Raw genomic sequence first — 17,852 nt, 5'->3', positions numbered from 1 at the left:
CTATTGTATGGCAGAGAAAAAAACACGCTCACGCCCGAGTAATAAAAAACGTTCATCACCCAAGCGCCAGCCTAAGAAGACGCCGACTAAGCCAAGTTGGGGAAAGCGCCTGTTAGGCTTGGGGCTAAAGTGCAGCCTCGTCGGGATTGCCGCCGTGGTTATATTAGGTATCTATCTGGATGGCAAAATCCAAGACAGATTCAGCGGCCAGATTTGGCAGCTTCCTGGAGTCGTTTATGGCCGAGTCATCAATCTGTCTCCTGGCAGTGACTTTTCCCTCTCACAGTTACGCCAGCAACTGGATGCGCTTAATTATCAGAAGGTACGCACCCCAAAACGCCCTGGCGAATACTCGGCGTCAAGCACACGGCTTGAGATCATTCGTCGCCCATTTGATTTTGAAGATGGCCCCGCGCCAGCGCGTCATGCCATGCTAAGCTTTGCTGATGGCCAAGTGGGTAAAATCACCGAGGTAAGCAGCCAGCAACCGCTGGGATTACTGCGTATCGAGCCCAAACTACTGGGTATGATGGAATCCGGTATTCGTGAGCAACGCTTATTCTTGCCACGAGAGCGTTTCCCTGAGTTTTTAGTTGAAGCCTTAATTACCACCGAAGACAGAGACTTCTATCATCACGAAGGCGTTTCTCCTACCGGTATTTTGCGCGCCTTGGTTGCCAATATTCGCGCAGGGCGCACTGTGCAAGGTGGCTCGACGCTTACCCAACAGTTGGCTAAGAACTTGTTTCTCACCCGTGATCGCACCTTGTGGCGTAAGGTACAAGAAGCCTACATGGCTTTGATCCTCGATTTTCGCTACAGCAAAGACAAAATTCTTGAAGCCTACCTTAACGAGGTTTACCTCGGCCAAAACCGTGGTGAGCCCGTGCATGGCTTTCCTTTAGGGGCACGCTTGTATTTTGGCCGTCCTATTAGTGAGCTACGTGTCGATCAGCTCGCGTTGCTGGTTGGCATGGTAAAAGGGCCATCTTATTACAATCCCTTCCGCCACCCTGAACGCGCGAAAACACGACGCGATCTGGTGTTGCGCTTGATGCTCGAGCAAAATCTGCTCACCAGTGCCAATTATGATGCGGCCGCCAGTCGCCCGCTCGATATTCAAGCCGCGCCGACGCTCTCGCGTCCTCAGCCCGCCTACTTTGATCAACTCAAAGAGGAGATCCGCAATAATGTCGGCGATAAATACGCCGCAGGCGAAGGGCTACGTATATTTACCACACTGGATCCTGTCTCACAGCAAGCGATTGAAGGCGCAGTGGTCGATAAGGTCAAAGCCCTTAAAGGCCGAGCAGGTAACAAGCTTGAAGCGGCAGCGGTGATTGCCGACCGCCGCAGCGGTGAAATACGCGCCATGGTCGGTGGGACGCGCCCAGGCTTTGCAGGCTTTAACCGGGCATTAAATGCCAAACGTCCTATCGGCTCGCTCTCAAAACCGGCGGTGTATCTGACCGCGTTGAGCCACCCCGAACGTTTCCAGCTCACCAGTAAGATTGACGATAAACCGATTCGCTTGGAGGGCAGCCAAGGCAGTAGCTGGCAACCACGCAACTATGATCGCCAGTATCGAGGCCGTGTGTCCTTACTCACCGCTCTCGCCAAGTCTTATAACGTCCCGACGGTGAATCTCGGCATGCAGTTGGGGTTAGATGAAGTGATCAATACCTTCGGCAAACTAGGTGCCAATACCGATACTATCCCCCAGGTACCGTCATTACTCCTCGGCGCGTTTAGCATGAGCCCGTTCGAGGTCACTCAGGTCTATCAAACGCTCGGCAGCGGAGGGCAGCGTGCCCCTTTAACCGCCTTACGTGCAGTCACCACCAAAGAGGGGCAAAGCCTTTATCAAAACTGGCCCAAAGCAGAGCGTGTCGTGCCTCAACAAGCAGGCTGGCTGACGTTATACGCGATGAAACAGGTGGTTCAGCAGGGCACGGGGCGCTACTTGACACGTCGTCATGGCAATGTGGCGCTCGCGGGGAAAACCGGTACCACAGACGATAACCGCGATAGTTGGTTTGTCGGTATTGATGATAAAGAAGTGACTACGGTATGGCTTGGCCGCGACGATAACCAATCGACAGGGCTCACTGGGGCCTCAGGCGCATTGCGTGTCTATGATGATTATCTCAGTCGTCGAGGCGCCAGTGCGCTGACGTTATCTTGGCCAGCTAACGTCACCACAGTCGCCGTGACTCAGCAAGGCAGTCAGTACCAGCTGAGCTGTCGCGGAGATGCCTCGCTGCCGGTTTGGGATATTGATGGGCAGTTTGCCAAGCGCTGTGGTCAGTCAGACCCGGTCGGGTGGCTGAAAGGTTTGTTTAATTAACCGTCAGCACACCATCAGGCGTCATCGTTCAAGCTCGCAATAAAAAGCCCCGGCCATTACCGCCGGGGCTTTTTATCCGGTATCAACCCAGATTATTGGTACGGTTAGCTCGTTAACTACGCAAGCCTGTTCCTTTAGAAATCAAGCCCCACGCCAGTGCATACAAGCCGATAATAAATAGCATCAGTACCCCAAACGATGTCATGATGCCGACATCTGACACGCCGAGAAAGCCGTACCGGAACGCGTTCACCATGTACACAATCGGGTTGAGCTTAGATACCCCTTGCCAAAAATCGGGCAATAGTGAAAGTGAATAAAACACCCCACCTAAGTAGGTTAAGGGCGTCAGCACAAAAGTGGGGATAAGGCTAATGTCGTCAAACGTTTTGGCGAAGATAGCATTAATCAGGCCACCCAATGCAAACACCGCCGAAGTAAAGACCACGGTGGTAATCACGATCAACGGATGCGCTATCTGCAAGTCGACGAAGAACAAAGAGGTCATGGTCACCAAGGCACCGACCGCTAACCCCCGACACATCCCGCCACCGATATAACCGGCAATGATCACGTAATTGGGGATCGGCGCCACCAATAGCTCTTCAATATTATGCTGAAACTTGGCACTAAAAAATGAAGAGGCCACGTTCGAGTAGGAGTTGGTGATCACCGACATCATGATAAGCCCCGGCACGATATACTCCATGTAGGAGAAACCTTCCATCTGGCCAATCCGCGAGCCAATCAGGTTACCGAAAATGATAAAATAGAGGCTCATGGTAATCGCGGGCGGAACCAAGGTTTGCACCCAGATACGGGTAAAGCGCGCCACTTCTTTATGAATCAGAGTTCGAAAGGCGACCCAATACAAAGCATTCATGCACGCTCCTCCCCATTTTGCTGAATTAAGGTGACAAATAGCTCCTCAAGGCGGTTTGCCTTATTGCGCATCGACAGCACCTGCACCCCTTGTTGCGACAACTGATCAAAGACAGGGGTCAACCCGACTGACTTATTCACTTCCACTTCCAGGGTATTGGTATCGGTTTTCTGCCAGTTAACGCCTTCTAAGGTGCTCAGCTTATGCCCTGGCTTTAAATCAAGGATAAACGTCTCTGCGTCCAGCTTCGCCAGCAAGGCCTTCATGGAGGTATCTTCCACCAGCTCTCCTCGATTGATGATACCGATGTTGCGACACAGGGTTTCGGCTTCTTCAAGGTAATGAGTGGTGAGAATAATGGTGATCCCTTGCCGGTTTATCTCGGTGAGAAAGTCCCACATGGAACGACGCAGCTCAATATCGACACCGGCGGTTGGCTCGTCCAAAATCAACAGACGAGGCTCATGCATCAGCGCACGGGCGATCATTAAGCGACGCTTCATGCCTCCCGACAAATTACGGGCAGGCTCATGGCGCTTATCCCATAAATCGAGCTGCGAGAGATATTTTTTCGCGCGTAATTTGGCTTGGTCGCGGGGCACACCATAGTAACCCGCTTGGTTCACCACGATCTGCTCCACTTTCTCAAACTGGTTAAAGTTAAACTCTTGTGGCACCAGCCCGATTTGTTTTTTGGCTTCCACTTTTTGGCTATCGAGATCGTAGCCAAAAATACTCACCTGCCCCTGGGTTTTATTCACCAGTGAGCTCAAAATGCCAATGGTGGTGGATTTACCCGCCCCATTTGGCCCCAATAGCGCATAAAAATCGCCCTCCTCCACAGAGAGCGATACCCCTTTTAGCGCCTTAACACTGGTCCCATAGGTTTTGACCAGGTCTTTGATGTCGATGGCTTTCATAAGCTCCCGTTCTTTTAAGGCATGACCTCGGTCACTCGGTGCGCAGCACGGAGTGCGTCATAACGGCTATCAAAAGTGTGATCGTCAGTGAGCCAATTTTTAACATGCAAGCGCTCAAGCTGATCCCGTGTTTTTTGATGGGGGCAGAGCAGAAAAACTTGGCAATTAGCGTCAACCGCATCTTTGATCGCATTTTCCAGCGCGAGGCCGACGGTCATATCAATCATGGGCACGTCACTGAGGTCTAAGATCATGACATCGAATTCCTCGATTTTACTGTGCTGACGTGCAATCGCTTTCGAGACACTGAATATCATTGGGCCTGAGAGATAGAAAAACAACACTTTTCCGTTGGCGCTGTCTAATAAAGCCCTTTCCATCTCGCTCAGGGGAACGTCATCTTCATCCGCATCACTGATGGCTTTGACCTGCTTCTCTTGCTCACGGCTTAAGTGTTCGATGGCAATAATATTGGCAATGAACACACCAACGCCGACTGCCACGATTAAGTCCACCAGCACGGTTAATACCATCACCCCATACATGATCACGGTTTGATGTAAGCTGACTTTGTGGGCACGTTGGATAAAGGTGCGATCAAGAATATTGAACCCCACATAGATGGCGATACCCGCCAGCACCGCCATGGGAATGGGCTCGGTCAAAAAGCCTGCGACCAAGGTCACCGCTGCTAAAATAAGGACGCGCACAATAGCCGCAAACGGTGAGCGTCCGCCTACTTGCACATTAACAACCGTGCCCATGGTGCCACCCGCGCCCGGCAAAGCGCCAAATAACCCAGCCACCATATTGGCCAGCCCCTGACCGCGCAACTCTTTATCCGAGTCGTGCTCTTCGCGCGTGAGCGAGTCAGCAATCACAGCAGAGAGCAAAGTATCAATACAGCCCAAGGTCCCCAACACTAACGCGTCCACCACCATGGTGGTCAGAACCTCACTGTCGATGTGTGGCAGCATCAAGGTTGGCAAGCCAGTTGGAATCACACCAATTCGGCGAATCGCCTCGAGATCAAACCACCACATTGACAGCAAAGTCACCACCACCAAGGCAACGAGTTGTACCGGCATATAACGGCGATATTTTTGTGGGAAAGAAAAAAGAATGCCAAGCGTAAGCAGCCCCAATAACAGCTCACTGTGCTGGGTATGCGCGATGAGATCAGGCAGCGCTTGCAAGGTCCCGAGCACGCCACCGTCAGGGGTGCCTTGCCCAAGCAGTGGCGGAAGCTGCAAAATGATCAAGATAACGCCAATGCCGGACATAAATCCAGATATCACGCTATACGGCATTAAAGTAACGTACTTTCCAAGCTTCAAGGTCCCTAAAATCACTTGGAATAAGCCGGCCATCATCACCACGGTAAAGCCCATTGCCATGCCCCCTTCGGGGTAACGTGACACCATGGTGGTCAGCACCGCTGTCATGATCACTGTCATCGGGCCGGTCGGCTCAGAAATCAGAGTGGAAGACCCACCAAACAGGGCCGCAAACAGGCCCACTAAAATGGCACCCCACATCCCGGCTTCCGCGCCTGCACCAGACGCTACCCCGAACGCCAGCGAGAGGGGCAAAGAAATAACCGCCGTGGTGACGCCCCCAAACAGGTCCCCTTTCAGGGTCCAGTTCTTGAATCGTTCGAATTTCAAAACAGCTGATCCTTTCAAGTCGTATGCAGTATCACGGCCATGACGGCTTTACTCACTGGCACGGGGGTCCCCAGTGCGCGCGCCAGTATATAGGAATGTGCACAAGATCAAATCAGGAGGGGAAATGCATGGTCAGTTTTCAACCAAAAAGAATGAAATGATGAGAAATGTGGCAAAGATTCACTAAAAATCTTGTATTTAAGTGATCGTGCTGATGTACCTTTTTTCTAAGCGGGTAACGCGCGGATCCCCGAAAAGGCCATGACAGCACACAAACCCGCTGATGACGCGGGTTTGCGTGCACTAACGTGTAACATACGTTGAACAGCCCGCTAAGGCATCACTTCTACCAAGCGGTTGGCCGCCTCGAGCGCTGGTTTGCGTGTGGTAAAAATATGCGCGTCTCTGACCCAATCACCGATATGCAAACGCTGCAATTGCTCGCGCGTTTCATCATGCGGGCACAGTAAAAACACCGTGCACTCGGCCTCACGCGCATCTTTAATCGCGTTCTCCAACGCCAAGCCAACCGTCATGTCTAACATAGGCACATCGCTTAAATCTAAGATCATCACGCGGAACTCGTTGATGTGGGCATGCTGGCGTGCAATTGCTTTCGAGACACTGAAAATCATCGGCCCTGAAAGATAGAAAAACAACACTTGGCCATTGCTGGCATCAAGCAGCGCACGTTCCTCGTCATCCAGCGGCACTTCATCATCTTCGGCATCACTGATGGCCCGCACTTGCTTAGCCTGTTCTCGGCTTAGCCGCTCAATCACCAATAAGTTGGCAATAAATACCCCTAGGCCGACGGCAACAATCAGGTCAACAAATACCGTCAGTGCCATCACGCCATACATGATACCGGTTTGTTGCAAACTGATTTTATGTGCGCGGTGAAGAAAGCTCCAATCGAGGATATTAAACCCAACATATACCGCAATACCCGCGAGTACCGCCATCGGGATCGGCGCGGTAAGTGCACCTGCCACCAATACCACCGCGGCTAACATCGCCGCCCGCAAAATCCCTGACAAGGGAGAGCGCGCGCCCACTTGCACATTCACCACGGTGCCCATGGTCGCACCCGCGCCAGGTAACGCACCAAACAGACCCGCAATCATATTGGCAATCCCCTGCCCGCGCAGCTCGCGATCTGAGTTGTGCTCTTGTCGAGTCAGTGAGTCCGCAATCACCGCGGTTAATAAGGTATCAATACACCCTAAGGTGCCCAGCACGAGTGCATCAATCACCATCGCGGTAAAATGCTCTGCTGTGATATGCGGGATCACTAGCGAAGGTAAGCCTGTGGGGATTTCCCCAATACGACGAATGCTGTCGGTATCAAACAATAAAATCGACACCAAAGTGATACTGACGAGCGCGACAAGCTGTGCGGGAATAAAACGGCGATATTTCGCCGGAAAATAAAATAAGATGCCAAGGGTCAGTCCCCCGAGAAAGACCTCTTTAAAATCGGCATTAGCGAGTAAGTCCGGCAATGCTTTGAGGGTGCCAAGCGCCCCGCCAGAAGGTGCCGCTTGCCCCAACAAGGGAGCCAGCTGGAGCAAAATTAAAATCACCCCAATCCCTGACATGAAGCCGGATACCACACTGTAGGGCATTAAGGTGACGTATTTCCCCAGCCTTAAGCTGCCAATCAGTACTTGGAACGCCCCTGCCATCATGACTACGGTGAATGCCATGGCCACGCCCCCTTCCGGGTAACGCGCCATCATTGCGGTTAATACCGTGGTCATGATCACTGTCATTGGACCGGTCGGTTCAGAAATCAGCGTTGATGAACCACCAAATAGCGAGGCAAATAGCCCGACTAAAATGGCGCCCCATAGCCCCGCTTCCGCGCCAGCCCCAGAGGCGACACCAAATGCAAGCGCCAGTGGCAATGAGATAATCGCGGTGGTCACCCCACCAAAAAGATCCCCTTTTAATGTCAGCTGCGCAAATCGTCCTTTATCAAACACTCACTACCCTCTACAGCATTGATGATGGAAGAGACAGTATACGAATTTTATTGGATTAACCTATCCGAGCAGTGACTTTGAAGGTAAACAGCGTGATCTATTGGGCGCTGCATATGTAAAAGAATGTGAATATTGATCTCAGTATATTTCACACTCAGCCATTGAGGTATAGTGGCAAGCAAGTACATTACCAAAAGCTTGCGTGGATATGGCCCAAATCAAAGCGTTGTTCGCCAACAACAAAGCCTGGTCAAAAGACATTCGTGATACTGACCCACAGTTTTTTGCCGACCTTGCCAAAGAGCAACACCCTGAATACTTATGGATTGGTTGTGCCGATAGTCGTGTCCCCGCCGAGCGCCTAACTGGCTTAGATTCGGGCGAGCTTTTTGTCCACCGTAATGTCGCCAACCAAGTCATTCATACCGATTTAAACTGCCTGTCGGTCGTGCAGTACGCCGTTGACGTGCTGCAGATCAAGCACATTATTGTTTGTGGGCATTACGGCTGCGGCGGGGTACATGCGGCTATAGAAAACCCGGAACTCGGGTTGATTAACAACTGGTTACTGCATATTCGCGATCTCTACCTCAAACATAAAAGCTACCTGAGCCAATTGCCCGCACAAGCCCGTGGTAATCGACTGTGTGAGATCAATGTCGCTGAGCAGGTTTACCATCTGGGCAATTCCACTATTTTGCGGGCGGCCTGGGAGCGCGGCCAAGATGTGAAGGTCCATGGCTGGTTTTACGACACTACCGATGGGATCTTGCGGGATCTGGGGATGACTGCCAATAGCCGAGAATCACTGGAAATCAACTATCAAGCGGCAATGTGTGAACTCGTGTCTGACCAGGTCGAGTGTTAGTCTTTCCACACCTCCCTGGCAAGGCAGGATGGCACTCGCCTGTCTCATGGGGTCAAAAAAACCGAGCATCGGCTCGGCTTTTTCCTTTCGCATCCCCTGAACCCTTTAGTCCAACGGAATCACTTTACCAACGTACGGCAGATGGCGGTATTTTTGCGCATAATCAATGCCCACACCGACCACAAATTCATCCGGAATCGTAAAGCCCAACCAATCAACCTTAACATCAACTTCTCGGCGCTCTGGCTTATCTAATAAGGTACAAATACGTACTGAATTTGGCTCGCGCAAAGACAGGATTTCACACACCTTACTTAGCGTATTGCCAGTATCGATGATATCTTCGACTAAGAGTATGTCTTTGCCTTTAATATCATCATCCAAGTCTTTCAAAATACGCACATCACGCGTACTTTCCATGCTGTTGCCGTAGCTTGATGCAGTCATAAAGTCGACCGCATGCGGCATGTCAATCGCACGGCATAAATCCGCCATGAAAACGAACGAGCCACGCAGCAGCCCCACTAACACCAACTCCGGTGAGTCTTTATAGTGCTCGCTGATCTCGGCGCCCAAGGCTTTCACTCGTGCCTGAACGTCCTGCTCTGAAATCATCACTTCAACGGTGTGTTTCATATCTGCCCCGATGGTTGTCTCTCCACAAAAGGGAGGTCACTAACAAAGGTGGCATAGTCTAGCACTAAATCGATTGCGGATCCCAGCGAGTGCGTTTTCATCACTTACGCACCCACACACTAGTTGGCTATCACGCTGATTGATAAGAAAAAATAATCCTTGCCTTTGTTTTTTATAATGAATGACTTTTTTTGCAGACAAAATTACGTTTTTACGGCCTAGATCAGGCTTCTAGCCGTTGTCAGGCCATAAATGGCTGGTATAAACTCAATCCCGCTAATAATAAAATCATTAGCACAAACAATAATTAATTTGTACAAACCAAAAATTAGTTGGCAGGTTTTAGGATGGCTCAATCAAATGAGAAAACAAGGACGCGGCTATCGCCCGAACGCCGTAAAGAGCAGTTATTAGGGTGTGGCTTAGATGTGTTTGCCAAGCGCGGGATTGGTCGTGCGGGGCACGCCGATATTGCCGAAATGGCAGACGTCTCCGTCGCAACAGTATTTAACTACTTCCCAACCCGTGAAGACTTGGTGGAAGAGATCTTGGCCCAGACCGAGAAACACTTCATTAGACTTATTAATGAGTGCACCAAGCAAGATCAATCGATGCGAGCATCGCTAAACTGCATTACCTCGCAAATTATCGACACGGCACTGGCAGACAAAGCGTGGATGAAAGTCTGGTTTGAGTGGAGTACCTCCATTCGCGAGGATATTTGGCCACGCTTTGTCAAAGGCAGTCGAGACGCGATGGATCAGTTCGAACAAGTGTTCGAACATGGGATGGCAAAAGGTGAGATGGCCGATCGTCACCAACCGCGTGAGCTTGCCAGTATGTTGGCAGGGGTGTGCTATGTGCTATTTTTACAGGCACATCAGCAACCAGACAAAACGGCTTTAAACGCCATGGCTCAACACTATATTGATGTATTGTGTCAACAGAGCTAGCCGCGTTGTCAACGCCGTAAAAAGCCAACCTCTCGGTTGGCTTTTTTGGTTCTCGTGTCTTAATCGTCAATAAAACTCGGCCCATCATTGAACAGGACTGGCTCGTGAGGGCGAATATGTAAGCTGACTTTATCCCCTACCAATAGCGGCTCACGCGCGTGCACCGACAGTTTTTGACCATGGATATCGATGGTATAACGGCTGCTGTCACCCATAAACTGCTGAGAAAGCACCTGTCCTTCCCCCTTCTCATCAGCACGAATGCTGAGAAATTGAGGACGCAGTAACCACCAATGCGGGCCTGGGTGACAATGCACCGGACGTGGCCACGGACCGAGCGGTGTTTGCATTTGTTCTTGCGACGAGACCGTTACCGGCACATAAGAGCCCTGGCCAAGAAAGTCGGCGACGAAACGGCTCGCAGGTTGATAGTAAACTTCGGTGGTATCGCCATATTGCTCAATGAGCCCCTGATTCATTACCGCTAGCTTATCGGCAAACGCGAATGCCTCTTCACGACTGTGCGTCACAAGGATCGCCGTGACGCCTTGGGATTTAAAAATGCGTCGGATTTCTTCAATTAAATCATGACGAACCTGGGTATCAATATTTGAAAAAGGCTCATCAAGCAATAACAGATCCGGTTCATAAGCCAGCGCTCTCGCTATCGCCACGCGCTGTTGTTGGCCGCCCGAGAGCTGGTGAGGATAGCGGTCACCCAGCTCCGCCAGACGCACCAGCTTGAGCATCTCAGCCACTTTTTCACTTCGCGCTGCCGCGCTGAATCCAGACAGACCAAAACCCACATTGTCTGCCACAGTAAGGTGTGGGAACAGCGCATAGTCTTGAAAAATCATCCCAATATTACGTTGCTCTGGCGGGATTGAATGCTGATTATCGTCCATGAGTTTGCACCCAATCGATAGTTTTCCTGACGATAATGGCATTAATCCTGCCATCGCTTTTAGCAACGTCGTCTTCCCGCAGCCACTGGCGCCGAGCAAGCACACAATTTCTCCCGGCGCGACTTGCAGCGACAAATCTTTTAAAACAGGGGTGCCGTTATAACTGCAGGTCAAATTCTCTATCGCGAGCGCACACTTCATTGATATTTTTGCTCCAATGACCGGTTAATCAGGATAAGGGGGACCAAACCAACCACGACCAACAAAATCGCAGGCAAGGCGGCATACTCTAGGTGCTCATCCGAGGTAAAGTTGTACACATAGGTGGCCAGTGTTTCAAAGTTAAAAGGGCGCAATAAAATGGCCGCATTGAGCTCTTTCATCGACTCAATAAACACCAACAGCATCGCAATGAGCGTGCCGCGCCGAATTAGGGGTAAATGCACACGGCGAATCACCCCTGTGGTGGTGCACCCCATGGTTCGCGCCGCCATATCCAATGAAGGGGGAATTTTGGCCATGCTTGATTCAATGCTGCCAATGGCGACGGCACTGAACCGCACGACAAAGGCCACCAATAAGGCCACCATGGTGCCAGATAATAGGAGGCCAGGCCGTCCCCAGCCGTAATGCGTGGCGATATCGTTAATGAAGTGATCGCCGCGCGTCAGCACTAACATCACGCCAATCGCGAGCACCGTCCCCGGCACCGCATACCCCATAGACGCCAATCGCATGGGCGCCACACTGACCCCATGCCCACGCAGGCGGCGATACACATTCACTGTCCACGCAATGCCGACGGCAATCAGCGCCGCTAAACTTGAGGTATAAAAGCTGTTGTAGCTAAAGGTGGCAAACTCACTGACCGCATTTTTTTCGTAGTAGTGCCATGCATACACTAAAAGCTGTAGCAGAGGTAAAATAAACGCCAGTGACAGCAGACTCCAGCACCAGGCTAAAACACCCACTTTACGCCAGCCTGTTAAGGGCATTTTCTCAATCGCATCACTGCTGGAGCTTGGACTAAATTGTGCTTGTTTACGTCGCCCATAACGTTCAGCACTGATCAAAAGGAAGATAGCAACCAGCATGATCGCAGAGATTTTGGCGGCAGCGGTTAAGCTCGAGTAGCTCAACCAAGTATCATAGACTGCGGTTGTGAGGGTGCTGACCGCAAAGTAATTAACCGTACCAAAATCGCCCAGCGCCTCCATCGCCACCAAAGAGGCCCCCACCGCAATCGCCGGCCGTGCCAACGGTAAAGAAATGCGTCGGAAGCTTTGCATCGGCGAGCAACCGAGCAAACGCGCAGAGTGGGTCAAGGTAACACTTTGCTCCATGAAAGCGGCCCGCGTGAGCAAGTAGATATAAGGGTATAAGACTAACGCCAGCACAAAACACGCGCCTGGTAAGGTGCGCATATCGGGAAACCAGTAATCATTGACTGTTTGCCATTCAAATAGTGCCCGCAAGCCACGTTGCAATGGGCCTGCGTAGTCAAACCAGTCAGTGTAGATATAGCCGATGATATAACCCGGCATCGCAAGCGGAAGCACCATCGCCCACTGCAGTTGCTGGCTGCCCGGTACCTGATACATAGCCAGCATCCACGCGGTGGGTACCCCGAGGATAATCGCAATCGCCACCACGCCAGCCACTAATAAGCTGGTGTTTAAGGTGTAGGTGGGGAGCACGGTCTCGAACAAATGGGGGAAAATATCCCCGGTATCGCCCACCGCGGTATAAAAGATCGCTAAGATCGGCAAAACCAGCAATAGAGCTAAGCTCCAACTGCTGGTTTTTATAATGGGTAATCTATCTCGCATGGCCTACTACATTAAGGCGTCAGAGAAAGACAACAGGGGCGGCATCCGCCCCTATGCAATGGCTTACAGGTCGAACTGCACTTCATCCAGCAGTTTCACTGACTGGCTGTAGTTATCCGCAATCGCCTCAAGCGGCATTGGGTCATGCTTGTAGTCGCCCCAAGACGCCACCAGCTCAGACTGCTCAACACCCGGCTTCACAGGCTCTTCGAAGTTCACCTCAGCATACATATGCTGTGCTTTGTCTGACGTTAAAAATTCCATTAGTTTTAGCGCGTTTTCTTCGTTCGGCGCGTGCTTCGCCATCGCCATGCCACTCACGTTCACGTGCGTACCGTGCGCGTTTTGGCCAGGATAGTTCAAGTAAACCGCTTCCGCCCACGCTGTTTGTTCTTCGTCGTTCAGCATTTTACCTAGGTAATAGCTGTTGCCCAGCGATACATCACACAGGCCTTCTTTGATCGCTTTCACTTGTGCACGATCATTGCCTTGTGGTTTGCGTGCGAGGTTGTCTTTTACGCCCTCAAGCCACTCTTTGGCTTTCGCTTCACCGTGGTTTTCAATGATGGCTGATACCAAAGAAACATTGTATGGGTGTTTGCCTGAACGGGTGCAAATCTTGCCTTTCCATTCGGGTTTTGCCAAGTCAAGGTAGTCAAAATCATCACCTAGTTTACCTACACGCTCACGTGATGAGTATACCGCACGGGCACGCGTTGTCAGCGCGACCCACTTATCTTCACTGTCACGGAACTGCTCAGGCACGTTTTGATCGATGACCTCACTCTGCACAGGCTGAACCACGTCTTGGTTAACCAGCTCTTGAAGACGCGAGATATCAACGGTTAGCAAAACGTCAGCCGGGCTGTACTCACCTTCTTGCTTAACCTTTTCCGCCATGCCTTTTTTGGCGAATTTAACATTCACCTCAATGCCGGTCTCTTCGGTAAACGCATCGAACATAGGTTCAATCAAGAAAGGTTGGCGATACGAGTAAACATTGACTTCTTCGGACGCAACCGCGGCGCTGGTTCCCAATAGGCTTGCGGTGATGGCCGAGGCAATCAGTAGTTTTTTCATCGTGGCAGTCCTTAAATATGATGATAAATGATAACGAATCTCAGTTTCGTTAGTATACAACTAATGACTCAGGGCTCAATATGATCCGACGCAAAAACAAAGAAACCTTACATCCAAAAATGTAAGGTTTCGTTTCAGAGTTTAATCGAGTTAAGTGTAACTAACTATTTTACGCTAACAAATTCGGGATATGCATCAATGCCACAGTCATGTAAATCCATCCCTGACATTTCTTCTTCTTCAGTAACACGGATACCCATGGTGTTTTTCAGCACTAGCCACACGAGGAAACTTGCCGCAAATACCCAAGCAAAAATCACTGCCGCACCCAAAAGCTGCGCACCAAAGGTTGCCCCTGTATTACTTAAAGGCACAACCATCAAGCCGAAGAAGCCACACACACCGTGCACAGAGATAGCACCAACAGGGTCATCAATTTTAATCTTATCAAGACCAACGATACTGAAGACCACAACCACACCTGATACCGCACCAATGATCAGCGCTGCTACAGGTGAAGGTGATAGCGGATCCGCGGTGATGGCCACTAAGCCGGCTAACGCACCGTTGAGTACCATGGTCAAATCCGCTTTCCCCCATAGGGTTTTACATACCAGTAATGCTGCTATCGCACCCGCAGCCGCAGCCGCATTGGTGTTCAAGAAGATTTGCCCGACCGCGGTCGCGTTTTCAAAATCCGACACCATCAACTGTGAACCACCGTTAAAGCCAAACCAGCCGAACCACAAGATAAAGGTACCCAGGGTAGCGAGGGGCAGGTTTGAACCAGGGATGGGATTGATTTTGCCATTTTTGCTGTATTTCCCTTTACGCGCCCCCAAGAGCAGTACACCTGCGAGGGCCGCAGCGGCACCGGCCATGTGAACAATCCCAGAGCCAGCGAAGTCGCTAAAACCTGCTTCTGAAAGGAAGCCACCGCCCCAGGTCCAATAACCTTCAACCGGATAAATCACCGCGGTTAAGATGACAGAGAACACCAGGAACGCCCACAGCTTCATACGCTCAGCCACCGCGCCTGACACCACAGACATCGCTGTCGCCACAAACACCACTTGGAAGAAGAAGTCAGATTCAAGCGAGTGATCCGCATCGGCGCCTTGGGTGCCAATCAAGGCCCCAAAAGAAGGGACAAAACCGCCGCCACTGTTATCCACATACATGATGTTGTAGCCCACTAACAGGTACATGGTACATGCGATGGCATAGAGGCAGATATTTTTGGTCAGTATCTCAGTGGTGTTTTTCGAGCGCACCAAGCCAGCCTCTAACATGGCAAAGCCAGCCGCCATCCACATCACTAACGCACCAGATAAAAGAAAGAAAAAGGTGTCGAGCGCGTAGCGCAATTCAGTCACCGTGTTTACCAGTTCCATTGTCTTTACTCCCTGTTTTTAAATTGCTTCCAGATCCATCTCGCCAGTACGGATCCGCACCGCCTGCTGAAGATCAAAGACGAAGATTTTACCGTCGCCAATCTTGCCGGTTTGCGCGGCCTTAGAGATCGCATCCACCACACTATCGACATGTTCGCTTTGCACAGCGATTTCTAATTTTACTTTGGGTAAAAAATCGACCTGATACTCAGCACCACGGTATAACTCTGTGTGCCCTTTTTGGCGGCCGAAACCTTTCACCTCTGAGACAGTCATGCCGTCAATGCCAGCATCCGCCAACGCTTCACGTACGTCATCAAGCTTGAACGGCTTGATAATGGCGCTAATCAGTTTCATATCCTTCTCCTGAGTCCTTGTGTTTGCATCACCGTCTAACTATCAAGAGCCGTGCCAACATTTAACTTGTTAAAAATCAATATTTTAAATAAATAGCAGACATAAAGGCGTTCTTTTGCACCATATAAGTGCGAATAATTCACCAACACAGCGCATGCCAAGGGGAGCAGCATGCGATTGCACCAATGGGGAACATCAAGGCGAGAAGATGGAGAAAGGACTAACAGGAAGGTCTCATCGATTAAAAGCACGCACACAAACACCACGTGCTAATCGATGAGCAGGGAGCATCATTGTTACCGCTTAGCGCCGTCCATAACGGGAAATAAAGTCTTGATAAGCTTCTAGCATGGCGAGAAAGTCTTGATAGCCACATGCTGCACTGCTTTCTTCATCATAAAAGGTCAGTGCTTGCTCATTGAGCGTGGTTTGCGCCTCATCCGAGGCAGGTTGCAGCATGGCATTCGCCACCACCACGACCTCATCACGATTGGCGGTAAGCGTGAACGTATGCCCGCGCCACTGCAGCTCTGACTCAAGTTGCTGCAGGGTATGTAGACAGGATGTCACTTGAGTCAGCTCCGTGCCGAGTTCATCCAATAGCCAACGTCCTATGGCTTCATGTCCCATAGAAAAAACAATCCGGTAGCTGTCATCAAAACTGTTGCGAGAAAATTCGTAATCCACACTGACCTCCAAAATTGGCCGGCTATTGTCCTGCTTTTTGTCAGAATTGCCAAGCCAGTGCTGTCATCAAAATGTCACTTCAACCATACTCAAATGGAATAACAGTAAGCAGTAAAGGATAGGCTTATGCATATCGTGATCGCGCCTGATTCATTTAAAGAGAGCCTGAATGCTCGCCATGTTGCACAGGCGGTCGAGGCTGGCATGGCGCCTATTTTGCCTCACGCTCGCTTTTCACAACTGCCAATGGCTGATGGGGGCGAAGGTTATGCGCAAAGTTTTCTCGACCAAATCGGCGGTGAGCGTTATCACTATGAGGTTACTGGACCCGATTTTCGCCCGGTGACCGCCGAATTTGTTATCAATCGCGAACATCGTCTCGCCGTTATCGATGTTGCCAGTGCTTCAGGCCTTCCCTTAGTCCCACAAAACGTACGCAACCCTCGTCATACCACCAGCTTAGGCACTGGCGAGCTTATTCGCGCCGCACTTGACCATGATATTGACGAAATCATTATCGGGTTGGGCGGCAGTGCCACCAATGATGCCGGTGCAGGTATCCTCACGGCTCTGGGCGCCAAGCTCCTTGATGGCGCAGGCCATCCTATCACGCCCACCGGAGAAGGACTCGGCGCCTTGATGACGATTGATCTCGATACGCTTGATTCACGCCTTAAGGCCGTGACACTGACCGCCGCCTGCGATGTGGATAATCCATTATGTGGACCGCACGGCGCCACCACTATCTTTGGGCCACAAAAAGGCGGGCAAGAAGAGGATATTCGTGTCTTAGAGCAATACCTGCACCGCTTTGCCAGTATCTGTCACTTGCAACTGGGACAGTCGGTTTGCCACTTTTCTGGCGCCGGCGCAGCAGGAGGTATAGGTGCTGCCTTGGGAGGGCTACTCGGGGCAAGACTCGAACCCGGAGTCGACTTATTACTCTCACGCACCCAGGCTCATTCATTATTGGCCAATGCCGATTGGGTGATCACAGGCGAGGGGCGTGTCGATGGGCAAACGCAGCACGGCAAAGTGCCGGCTGCTATCGCCAGCATTGCACAAGCTTATCAGATCCCAGTCGTGGTGCTCGCAGGCAGTGTGGGCGACGATTGCGAAGCGCTTTACCAACAAGGTGTCACGGCGATATTTCCCATTCAAGCCGGCCCCTGTGAATTAAGCGACGCGCTAATGAACAGTAAAAAGAACCTCATTCGCACCAGTGAAAATATCGCACGCATGATCCGACTCTCCTCCCATCGAGCCACAACGGCTTAACACGCATAAAAAAAGCGCCCCACGTTTGGGGCGCTTTCAGAACGAAATGAGTCAACAGCC

15 protein-coding genes are annotated in these 17,852 nt (G+C 51.0%); 4 read left to right on the top strand and 11 right to left on the bottom strand.

Annotation, left to right across the window (positions count from 1 at the left end):
* Window positions 1–7: 7 nt before the first annotated feature.
* Window positions 8–2,347 carry a penicillin-binding protein 1B gene (gene mrcB, locus BZG74_RS02450; RefSeq protein ID WP_077771192.1) on the top strand — a complete coding sequence of 780 codons (2,340 nt, stop codon included), beginning with the start codon at window positions 8–10 and terminating at the stop codon, window positions 2,345–2,347.
* Window positions 2,348–2,459: 112 nt separating this feature from the next.
* On the opposite strand, the gene BZG74_RS02445 is transcribed toward mrcB, so the two are convergent.
* The 4 genes from BZG74_RS02445 to BZG74_RS02430 form a co-directional block, all read right to left on the bottom strand.
* The gene (locus BZG74_RS02445) at window positions 2,460–3,230 is read right to left on the bottom strand and encodes an ABC transporter permease (protein ID WP_077771191.1); all 771 of its coding nucleotides are present in this window, start codon (window positions 3,228–3,230) and stop codon (window positions 2,460–2,462) included.
* Window positions 3,227–4,150, bottom strand: coding sequence for an ABC transporter ATP-binding protein (locus BZG74_RS02440; protein ID WP_077771190.1), 924 nt, complete (start codon window positions 4,148–4,150; stop codon window positions 3,227–3,229). The genes BZG74_RS02445 and BZG74_RS02440 overlap by 4 nt, the downstream gene beginning before the upstream one ends.
* A gap of 14 nt (window positions 4,151–4,164) precedes the next feature.
* Window positions 4,165–5,817 (bottom strand): SulP family inorganic anion transporter, encoded by a 1,653-nt coding sequence (locus BZG74_RS02435; protein ID WP_077771189.1) that lies wholly within the window; start codon window positions 5,815–5,817, stop codon window positions 4,165–4,167.
* A gap of 332 nt (window positions 5,818–6,149) precedes the next feature.
* A complete protein-coding gene (locus BZG74_RS02430; RefSeq protein WP_077771188.1) occupies window positions 6,150–7,805 on the bottom strand; it encodes a SulP family inorganic anion transporter in 1,656 nt (551 codons plus the stop codon).
* Between the two features lie 208 nt (window positions 7,806–8,013).
* Between BZG74_RS02430 and can the strand changes: the two genes are divergently transcribed.
* Complete coding sequence (gene can / locus BZG74_RS02425; RefSeq protein WP_077771187.1) at window positions 8,014–8,673, top strand: carbonate dehydratase; 660 nt, start codon at window positions 8,014–8,016, stop codon at window positions 8,671–8,673.
* Window positions 8,674–8,778: 105 nt separating this feature from the next.
* Here can and hpt read toward each other — a convergent pair whose 3' ends face one another.
* Complete coding sequence (hpt, locus tag BZG74_RS02420; protein WP_077771186.1) at window positions 8,779–9,309, bottom strand: hypoxanthine phosphoribosyltransferase; 531 nt, start codon at window positions 9,307–9,309, stop codon at window positions 8,779–8,781.
* A gap of 347 nt (window positions 9,310–9,656) precedes the next feature.
* On the opposite strand from hpt, the gene BZG74_RS02415 reads away from it, so the two are divergent.
* Window positions 9,657–10,262: a TetR/AcrR family transcriptional regulator gene (locus tag BZG74_RS02415; RefSeq protein WP_077771185.1), complete on the top strand. Its 606-nt coding sequence runs from the start codon at window positions 9,657–9,659 to the stop codon at window positions 10,260–10,262.
* 59 nt (window positions 10,263–10,321) lie between these two features.
* Here BZG74_RS02415 and BZG74_RS02410 read toward each other — a convergent pair whose 3' ends face one another.
* The 6 genes from BZG74_RS02410 to BZG74_RS02385 all read right to left on the bottom strand — a co-directional run bounded on the left by BZG74_RS02410 (window position 10,322) and on the right by BZG74_RS02385 (window position 16,514).
* A complete protein-coding gene (locus BZG74_RS02410) occupies window positions 10,322–11,368 on the bottom strand; it encodes an ABC transporter ATP-binding protein (RefSeq protein WP_077771184.1) in 1,047 nt (348 codons plus the stop codon).
* Window positions 11,365–12,996: an ABC transporter permease gene (locus BZG74_RS02405; RefSeq protein ID WP_077771183.1), complete on the bottom strand. Its 1,632-nt coding sequence runs from the start codon at window positions 12,994–12,996 to the stop codon at window positions 11,365–11,367. Before BZG74_RS02405 ends, BZG74_RS02410 begins: the two co-directional genes overlap by 4 nt.
* A gap of 63 nt (window positions 12,997–13,059) precedes the next feature.
* Window positions 13,060–14,076 carry a Fe(3+) ABC transporter substrate-binding protein gene (locus BZG74_RS02400; RefSeq protein ID WP_077771182.1) on the bottom strand — a complete coding sequence of 339 codons (1,017 nt, stop codon included), beginning with the start codon at window positions 14,074–14,076 and terminating at the stop codon, window positions 13,060–13,062.
* Window positions 14,077–14,240: 164 nt separating this feature from the next.
* Window positions 14,241–15,470 (bottom strand): ammonium transporter, encoded by a 1,230-nt coding sequence (locus BZG74_RS02395; protein WP_077771181.1) that lies wholly within the window; start codon window positions 15,468–15,470, stop codon window positions 14,241–14,243.
* 18 nt (window positions 15,471–15,488) lie between these two features.
* On the bottom strand, window positions 15,489–15,827 hold the full coding sequence (gene glnK / locus BZG74_RS02390) for a P-II family nitrogen regulator (RefSeq protein ID WP_077771180.1): 339 nt from the start codon (window positions 15,825–15,827) through the stop codon (window positions 15,489–15,491).
* A gap of 303 nt (window positions 15,828–16,130) precedes the next feature.
* The gene (locus tag BZG74_RS02385; RefSeq protein WP_158020624.1) at window positions 16,131–16,514 is read right to left on the bottom strand and encodes a YacL family protein; all 384 of its coding nucleotides are present in this window, start codon (window positions 16,512–16,514) and stop codon (window positions 16,131–16,133) included.
* 126 nt (window positions 16,515–16,640) lie between these two features.
* Between BZG74_RS02385 and BZG74_RS02380 the strand changes: the two genes are divergently transcribed.
* Window positions 16,641–17,792, top strand: coding sequence for a glycerate kinase family protein (locus BZG74_RS02380; protein WP_077771178.1), 1,152 nt, complete (start codon window positions 16,641–16,643; stop codon window positions 17,790–17,792).
* The last annotated feature ends 60 nt before the right edge of the window (window positions 17,793–17,852 follow it).

Source organism: Salinivibrio sharmensis (assembly GCF_001995985.1).
Lineage (GTDB): Bacteria > Pseudomonadota > Gammaproteobacteria > Enterobacterales > Vibrionaceae > Salinivibrio > Salinivibrio sharmensis.
Note: the sequence above shows the minus strand (reverse complement) of the source record. Positions and strands in the feature narration are given on the sequence as shown.

Bases quoted from the DNA above. Each gene is read 5' to 3' on its own strand.
- mrcB (WP_077771192.1), top strand. From the start codon at position 8: ATGGCAGAGAAAAAAACACGCTCACGCCCGAGTAATAAAAAACGTTCA.
- BZG74_RS02400 (WP_077771182.1), bottom strand. From the start codon at position 14,076: ATGAAAAAACTACTGATTGCCTCGGCCATCACCGCAAGCCTATTGGGA.
- can (WP_077771187.1), top strand. From the start codon at position 8,014: ATGGCCCAAATCAAAGCGTTGTTCGCCAACAACAAAGCCTGGTCAAAA.
- hpt (WP_077771186.1), bottom strand. From the start codon at position 9,309: ATGAAACACACCGTTGAAGTGATGATTTCAGAGCAGGACGTTCAGGCA.
- BZG74_RS02445 (WP_077771191.1), bottom strand. From the start codon at position 3,230: ATGAATGCTTTGTATTGGGTCGCCTTTCGAACTCTGATTCATAAAGAA.
- BZG74_RS02415 (WP_077771185.1), top strand. From the start codon at position 9,657: ATGGCTCAATCAAATGAGAAAACAAGGACGCGGCTATCGCCCGAACGC.
- BZG74_RS02410 (WP_077771184.1), bottom strand. From the start codon at position 11,368: ATGAAGTGTGCGCTCGCGATAGAGAATTTGACCTGCAGTTATAACGGC.
- glnK (WP_077771180.1), bottom strand. From the start codon at position 15,827: ATGAAACTGATTAGCGCCATTATCAAGCCGTTCAAGCTTGATGACGTA.
- BZG74_RS02440 (WP_077771190.1), bottom strand. From the start codon at position 4,150: ATGAAAGCCATCGACATCAAAGACCTGGTCAAAACCTATGGGACCAGT.
- BZG74_RS02380 (WP_077771178.1), top strand. From the start codon at position 16,641: ATGCATATCGTGATCGCGCCTGATTCATTTAAAGAGAGCCTGAATGCT.
- BZG74_RS02405 (WP_077771183.1), bottom strand. From the start codon at position 12,996: ATGCGAGATAGATTACCCATTATAAAAACCAGCAGTTGGAGCTTAGCT.
- BZG74_RS02395 (WP_077771181.1), bottom strand. From the start codon at position 15,470: ATGGAACTGGTAAACACGGTGACTGAATTGCGCTACGCGCTCGACACC.